Genomic DNA, 6,494 nt, shown 5'->3' with positions numbered 1-6,494 from the left:
GCGTGTGGTCAAGCGCCAGAGGCTCCATGCGCTGACGATAGAGGTTCACCATGGGCACGCAGTTGAGCTTGAGCGAACGTGACGAGAGCTGGCGATCCTTATGGGAAGCCACGTCAAACTGGAACAACAAGTCAAAACCATTCTCAAACGGAGCTAGGTCAAACTCGCCGGTTTCGAAAAACATGAATTTTTCCGGAAAGGAAAAATATTCCTGAAGAAGCCGGTGTCCGGGATGCATGTTGTTTCGGACCGGGAGAGCGGCCTCTTCGTCCTCAAACCCGAGCCAGTGGACGGCGCTCTGGTTTGCGCCTGGCAGTGGCTCACCACCAATCTGTGCGATGTCAACGGCGTGCAGATGCAGGCCCAGCATCTCCTGCAAATACCAGGCGTCTTTTTGGCTGGTGTCGATGTAAAAGCGCAACCGGGTTTTCTTGAGCGCCTTCACCGGGTCGATACCCAGGCTGCGCACCCGAACACGCAGCACCGACAGGCAACGTTCGTCGCTCAACCCGACCGGGAAATCTCCCGCCTGCAACATTTCAATCTCGACAATGCCCAGCGGCAACAAAGGCAAGTCGCAGGTTGTCGTAAAGCGGCAGACGCTTTTCCGGCCCCGGCCGTCCTCAGCCGTCACACTGGCCTGCCGCCCGCGCTCCAGAACCGCGCCGGCCGCGTCGTCCGGCTTGACGCGGACCTGGGCAATCAACATGGACGGCACAGGCGCCGCCAGGTGCGGGTAAAGGTAACCGAGGAGTACGTTCGGGATCAGCGCCTTGCTGACTTCGGACTCATATTGCACCCGACCGGTCAGGAAAGCAAAGGACTGCAGCAGCATTTCCACGTGAGGATCGTGCGAACCGGTGCGATCGAGTTTGAGTGCCTGCGCCTCTGTCGGATAGGCCTGCGCAAATGCAGCGGCGTCGTTGCGCAGCCCTGCCAGTTCGCGCTGGTAGTAGTCCTTGAGTTGAGTTCCGTAGACTTGCATGGTCTGGAAGCGCCTAGCGGCGCGGCAACCCGAAGCTGAAGGTCTCCGTCAGCGGCTGGTCGGCGAGCTTGCCGGTGACGACTACCTGGAAAGGCATGACGGAACTACGCGTTTCCTCAACAGTCACACGTACGCCCGTCAGCCGAGGTTCGTGGCGCACGATCATGTCGCGGATGCCCAGCGAATAACGCTGTACGTCATCTTTCTGGGCATAACCGGCGCCGGTCAGGGAAGGCAGGCCGACGCGCATGAGTTCCAGACCGGTCGAACCGGCCCAGACGTGCGAGCTAACCAGACGCTGAATCTGCAGCCGCACGGCATCGCGCAGATTGAAGCTCTGGCCGCTTTGCGCCGGCGCCGCACCTGCAAACTCCAGGCGCTCAAGCAAGAACTGCATGTTTATCCCCTTGGGCTGGCGCGCCGCAATAACGGTACGCCATCTCAAAAACAACGAAAATCCACGGCGCCCGCAGGGCCGCAACGAGGCTCAAGTGAACGCCGTCAAAGGCCTGTTCTGCGCCAGGCTCCAGCCGGCAGTGACGTTCCCCTTGACCTGCATGTCCGGTGTCTGCACGGCGTAGGTCCAGACGATCTCGGTGAAGTTAAGCTTGAACTGCTCGGTCGGCATGTCGTCAGGATGTGACTGGAATTGAATTTCGCTGATAAGCGCGTCGCGCAGCATGAAGGTAATGATGTTGCCGACCTTGTCGCCCGAGTTTCGCAGGATGTAGATGTACGAGGGCTTGRCCTTGTCGCCCAGCGACTTCGCGCGCAAACAGAAGTCGTAGAGCTTGACCGAAGTCTTGTCGACATATTTGACGCAGGTGAACTCCGTGATCACCGGCCTGCCAGAGGTGCGCGCCGAATTGCTGACGTCCGTCGTCACCTGCTGCTTCATACCCTGGTGCACTGACACCAGTTCGATGCATTGGCCGAGCTTAAGTTCCTCGTTGGCGGTCCAGTCGGCGCCGGTCGAAATCAGGCTGCCGCCCGTGGCCCAGTCATTGCTTGTTGTGGGGAACACGGAAGTGTCGCCGGGTTGTAGCAGTATCAGATCCATGGCTTGTCTTTCGTTGGTCTATATTGGGTGGGAAGAGAACGCGTCACTTCGGAAGATTCGCCACAAGGCGGATCGAGGTTGTCAACTCCTCAAGCTGGAAGTGCGGCCTGAGGAAGACGACCGCGTTGTAGGAACCCACGGCGCCTGGCACATCCTTCACGATCACGTTCGCCTGGCTCAGGGGAAAACTCGCCTTTGCGTCCTGAGAGGCGTTCTCATCGAGCAACACATAGTTCGATATCCAGGTGTTGAGGTAGGCCTCTACATTGCCCCGCGTCAGGAAGCTGCCTATCTTGGCGCGCATGATGACCTTGATGTAATGCGCGAAGCGCGAGGCCGCGAGCATGTAGGGCAGCAGCGCGGAAATCTGTGCGTTGGCATTGGCGCTGTCGGAAAAATACTTCTTCGGCTGGTTGCTGGTCTGCCCGCCAAAGAATGCAGCCTGCCCCTTGCCCTTGCAATGGCATAACGAGATGAAGCCCAGATCGTTGAGCTCCTTTTCGCGCCGGTCGGTGATGGACACTTCAGTTGGACAAAACAGCTCCTCGGCCCCGGAATCGGTGCGGTAGCTGTAGGTCGGCAGGTCCTCAACCAGTCCACCACCTTCAACTCCGCGTATCGCTGCCGTCCAGTTGTACCTGGAGAACGCGTTGGTCACGCGCTGCGCCAGCATGTAGGCCGCATTGCCCCACAAGAAACTGCCGCTATCGGGTGAACTGCTGGAAGGCCCGACAGTCTCCTCGAAGTCCATGCCGTCAACCGGCCAGCTGTTCTTGCCGTAAGGCAGGCGCAGCAGCACATGCGGCATCACCAGCGTCACATAGCGGGAATCCTCGCTTTCGCGAAATTCCTGCCAGCCGGCCAGCTCAATGCTTTCAAAGATTTTTTCCAGGTCACGGGGCTTGGCGAGGTCGCGAAAGCTGTCGAGTCCGAATAGCGACGCTGAGGCTGCGGTGATGTATGGCGCATGGGCGGAGGCCGCGACTTCCGCGATCTTGCGCAGGAATTCGATATCCTTGGCGCTGCGCCCCACCTCGTAGCCGCCAATCAGAAGACTGTAGGGCAGGCCACCGAAAGTGCCGTACTGGTCTTCATAGATCATCTTGAAGAGTTTGCTTTGGTCTTTGTCGACCGCCTTCTCCATGTCGTCCAGCAGCTCGTCCCTGGTGGCGTTGAAGACACTGAGCTTGAGCATCTTGCCGGTTTCGGTGTTTGACACGAAATAGTGCAGGCCGCGCCAGGTCGCTTCGACCTCCTGGAACTTCGGCGCATGCATGATCACGCTCAATTGCCTGCTCAACCAGCCGTCGATGTCGGAGATGTGCGAGTCAATCGCAGTTATCGCGGCCACCGGCGCATAGGTGGAACCTGGAGCATCGAGCCGCGCCAGCACATCCGTCGCAAAGAAACCGATCGGGCCAAGGAATTTCTGCCTGTCCTCGTCGGTTTTCAGGCCGGCCGCATCCATGAGAGCGAAGACCGCATCAATGTTCTGCCTGGCTTGTTTTTTTGTCGGAGGCACCGGCTTTGCCTTCGGGTCAGGCGTGTCGGTAGCGCCGCTGAGAACCAGCAGCATATTGTTGGCCACCCTGCGATTGACCGCGTCATGCTTCTGCTCGGCCACTGTGCGCACTTGTGCGGCGTCGGTCGGCATCGCGATCGAATCGCTGTCGTCGGTCTGCTGCATGCCGAGCACAGCCAGAGCAGCCCTTTTTGCGTCGGCATCGATCTGGCCGTCTTTGGGTGCGAGCGCTGCCAATAGCGCTGTGGCGTCCGCAGCGAGCTTGGTCTGCGTCGCGGTCGCAGTGGGGTCGGCGCCGAGATTGCTGGCAATCGCATTGCGTTCCAGCTGGATTTTGGAAGACAGGCCGGCATCCCACTGCGTAAGTTGCTGCAGCTGGGCTGACACTGTCTGCAGGTTCTCCGGCGTGTCCGGGGTCGAAAACACCCCCAGCAGCCTGCGCAGCGGCGCCAGGGTTGCATCGGCGTCAACCACCGGCTTGCCGTCCGCGCCCACGCCGTTGACGGTCTCATATCCCCAGTCGGTGGCAGCCTTGAGCTTGGGCGCCTGATCGGCCTTGCCCATCACCATGGCCAGGTCGTACAAAGAAGATGTGGCCTTTTTGAGTTCGCCAGGCGCCTTGTCCATGTCTGCTTTGACGACGCTGTTGCGGTAGTCAGGCCCGGCCAGCACCTGAAGTTGTGCGCGCCTGGCCTGGCCGTCCGGCGTTTTGGCGATCAACAGATTCAGCTGGTCATTGAGCCGGTCGCTCGACTCCGCCCGCGACTGCAGCATGCGGATGTTGCTTCGTACCCGATAGAGCTTGTTGAGGTCAGGAATGGCGCGCACGATGGCGATCGGGTCGAACGCATCCAGCGAACTGAAAGTAATGTCGCCGGACAGATTGGCCGATTCGACGGCTCCGATCTGCATTGCACCGGGTGGTGACGGGATTCGCGGAACGTGGCCCAGAGCCACACGCGGCAACTGCGTCTTCATGACGTCGTTGAAGAGGTCCCGGTCAATAGGCACCATCTGCCGTTGCTTGTACGGCGGAAATTCCACGTCGGGATCGCGATCGCCGGCCAGGTCAGCAAACACTCCAACAATGAAGGGGAGCTCCTGCTTTTCGATGGCGCCGCCAGTCTCCACCTCGTAGGTGATCTTCACCCGGGGTGGACGATTACGCTCCAGCCATTTTTGAACACTTTCAGCCATTTTTAGCCTCTCATAGTCAATACCGCACGCACTTGCAGAAACGCTCGCCAAGCCACGAGGGCCGCGGGCGGAATTTCTCCCGCACTGTTTTCGCAAGCGGCATGCCAACCTTAAAAATCTCCTAACGCATTGATTCGTATGAGTATTTTTTTCACCTCTGAAGGTGAGGAGGACTTATTTGCACTGCTCTTTTTTCAGTTGAGCGAAGGCATCGCATACCGGCAAAGCGTGCCGGTCGAAGGCCCTCGACATCTGTCTGTGCCGGTGAAACCGGCAGGACAAAAATATCCATGCTTTGGTGCAGATATGTCCCGCCACTTTGAAAACCGCGGAAACTTTCCGAAGAATGGAATGCCACTATTGCGAATAGTTAGTTTCCAAAGAAAATGACTGGTTTTGAGCTGACCGGGACAATAATGAAGTCATCCGTTGCGAAGAAACTGCAGAACAGGCGCTTCGAAGACATCACGGCATGCAGTAGTGCCTGGCACGCGCACGCTTAATGACACGCAGCGGCATCTCCACAAAACAAGCTTGCTTGATGAACAAACAACTGGTCGATTTCGCCGTCCTCTGTATCCGCAGAAAGCTCGAGAGTGCCCCGCACTCAGTCGATACGGCCAGGGGAATTCACTCTTTCTGGATCGAATGGGAAGAGCCCGTCCCTCCGGAAGCTACAACACTGGAGGCGCTGGAAAGACTCGAGAGCGACGGAGTGGTAGAACGTGTCGCGCTGGACACTCAGGAACTCTGGATGATGAAGAAGGAGTCTCAGTTGCCCTCATCGACGTGAGCCCGGAGCCAGGAATATGACCCGACCCATTTCACTCGCCGCCCTGACCGTGCTGGAATTGACGCCGCCTGAAATGGTGACCTGCGCCTTTGATGCCGGCTTCAGCCATGTCGGCATCCGCTTGCTGCCGGCAACGCCGACCGAGCCGCAGTACGACATCGTGGGAGACACGCAGATGCTGCGCGAAGTCGAGCATCGCCTGGCGGACACCGGCATCAAGGTGCTTGATGTCGAAATCTTTCGCATCAAGCCCGATACCCTGGTCGGCGACTACGAAGCCGCGATTGCCACCGCCGCCCGGCTCGGTGCGAGCGATTTGCTTGTGGCCGGAAACGATCCAGACGAAGCCCGGCTCACCGATACCTTCGCCGCATTCTGCGACCTCGCCGACAGCTACGGGCTGGCAGCCGCCCTGGAATTCATGCCCTGGACCGATGCGAAGGATTTGACCCAGGCCGCGCGCATCGTTGAGCGCACCGGCCGCAACAACGCGGGTGTGCTGATCGACCCTTTCCATCTGAGCCGCTCGCGCAGCCGCATCAAGGACATTGCCGAAATCCCGCCGTCGCGCATGCGCTTCATGCAGTTTTGCGATGTGCCCGCAGCCATCCCGCCGACGATGGACGCGATCCTCGCCGAGGCCCGCTCCGAGCGCCTGTTTCCTGGCGATGGCGAAGTGGACCTCCTCGGTCTTCTGCGTGCTGCGCCGCGCAACATCCCGCTCAGCCTCGAAGTGCCAACGCACACGCTGGCACTCACCGTCAGCGCCACCGATCGCGCACGCCGCGCCCTTGCCGCCACACGGCGCGTGCTAGCGCAACTCGAAGCACTGGAGTCGTAAACATGCCCAGATATCGCAAGGTTTCCAAGGGGATGCGCAGCTTCGATCGGCGGACTTTATTCATCGCAACCCGGCGCTGATTGCCATGAATAAAGT

7 protein-coding genes are annotated in these 6,494 nt (G+C 59.3%); 3 read left to right on the top strand and 4 right to left on the bottom strand.

What is annotated here, in order from left to right; all coding sequences use genetic code 11:
- The 4 genes from tssF to tssC form a co-directional block, all read right to left on the bottom strand.
- On the bottom strand, window positions 1–985 hold a 985-nt coding region (tssF, locus tag AC1D1X_RS12775), incomplete at its 3' end, for a type VI secretion system baseplate subunit TssF (RefSeq protein WP_477698395.1).
- Between the two features lie 13 nt (window positions 986–998).
- A complete protein-coding gene (locus AC1D1X_RS12770; RefSeq protein WP_477669984.1) occupies window positions 999–1,382 on the bottom strand; it encodes a GPW/gp25 family protein in 384 nt (127 codons plus the stop codon).
- Between the two features lie 90 nt (window positions 1,383–1,472).
- Entirely contained in the window at window positions 1,473–2,045 is a 573-nt protein-coding gene (locus AC1D1X_RS12765) for an Hcp family type VI secretion system effector (protein ID WP_477698394.1), read from the bottom strand.
- Between the two features lie 43 nt (window positions 2,046–2,088).
- Entirely contained in the window at window positions 2,089–4,764 is a 2,676-nt protein-coding gene (tssC, locus tag AC1D1X_RS12760) for a type VI secretion system contractile sheath large subunit (RefSeq protein ID WP_477669985.1), read from the bottom strand.
- Window positions 4,765–4,902: 138 nt separating this feature from the next.
- Between tssC and AC1D1X_RS12755 the strand changes: the two genes are divergently transcribed.
- The 3 genes from AC1D1X_RS12755 to AC1D1X_RS12745 all read left to right on the top strand — a co-directional run bounded on the left by AC1D1X_RS12755 (window position 4,903) and on the right by AC1D1X_RS12745 (window position 6,398).
- On the top strand, window positions 4,903–5,154 hold the full coding sequence (locus tag AC1D1X_RS12755; protein WP_477669986.1) for a hypothetical protein: 252 nt from the start codon (window positions 4,903–4,905) through the stop codon (window positions 5,152–5,154).
- Between the two features lie 151 nt (window positions 5,155–5,305).
- Complete coding sequence (locus tag AC1D1X_RS12750; RefSeq protein ID WP_477669987.1) at window positions 5,306–5,557, top strand: hypothetical protein; 252 nt, start codon at window positions 5,306–5,308, stop codon at window positions 5,555–5,557.
- A 16-nt stretch (window positions 5,558–5,573) separates the two neighbouring features.
- The gene (locus AC1D1X_RS12745; RefSeq protein ID WP_477669988.1) at window positions 5,574–6,398 is read left to right on the top strand and encodes a sugar phosphate isomerase/epimerase family protein; all 825 of its coding nucleotides are present in this window, start codon (window positions 5,574–5,576) and stop codon (window positions 6,396–6,398) included.
- Window positions 6,399–6,494 lie beyond the last annotated feature (96 nt).

Source organism: Polaromonas sp. P1_G4 (genome assembly GCF_056405475.1).
The sequence above is the reverse complement of the archived record's forward strand: the minus strand, read 5'-3'. Positions and strand labels throughout refer to the sequence as shown.

Excerpts from the sequence above, each read along its gene's own strand:
- AC1D1X_RS12755 (WP_477669986.1), top strand. The coding sequence starts at position 4,903 with ATGAGTATTTTTTTCACCTCTGAAGGTGAGGAGGACTTATTTGCACTG.
- tssC (WP_477669985.1), bottom strand. The coding sequence starts at position 4,764 with ATGGCTGAAAGTGTTCAAAAATGGCTGGAGCGTAATCGTCCACCCCGG.
- AC1D1X_RS12745 (WP_477669988.1), top strand. The coding sequence starts at position 5,574 with ATGACCCGACCCATTTCACTCGCCGCCCTGACCGTGCTGGAATTGACG.
- AC1D1X_RS12750 (WP_477669987.1), top strand. The coding sequence starts at position 5,306 with ATGAACAAACAACTGGTCGATTTCGCCGTCCTCTGTATCCGCAGAAAG.
- AC1D1X_RS12770 (WP_477669984.1), bottom strand. The coding sequence starts at position 1,382 with ATGCAGTTCTTGCTTGAGCGCCTGGAGTTTGCAGGTGCGGCGCCGGCG.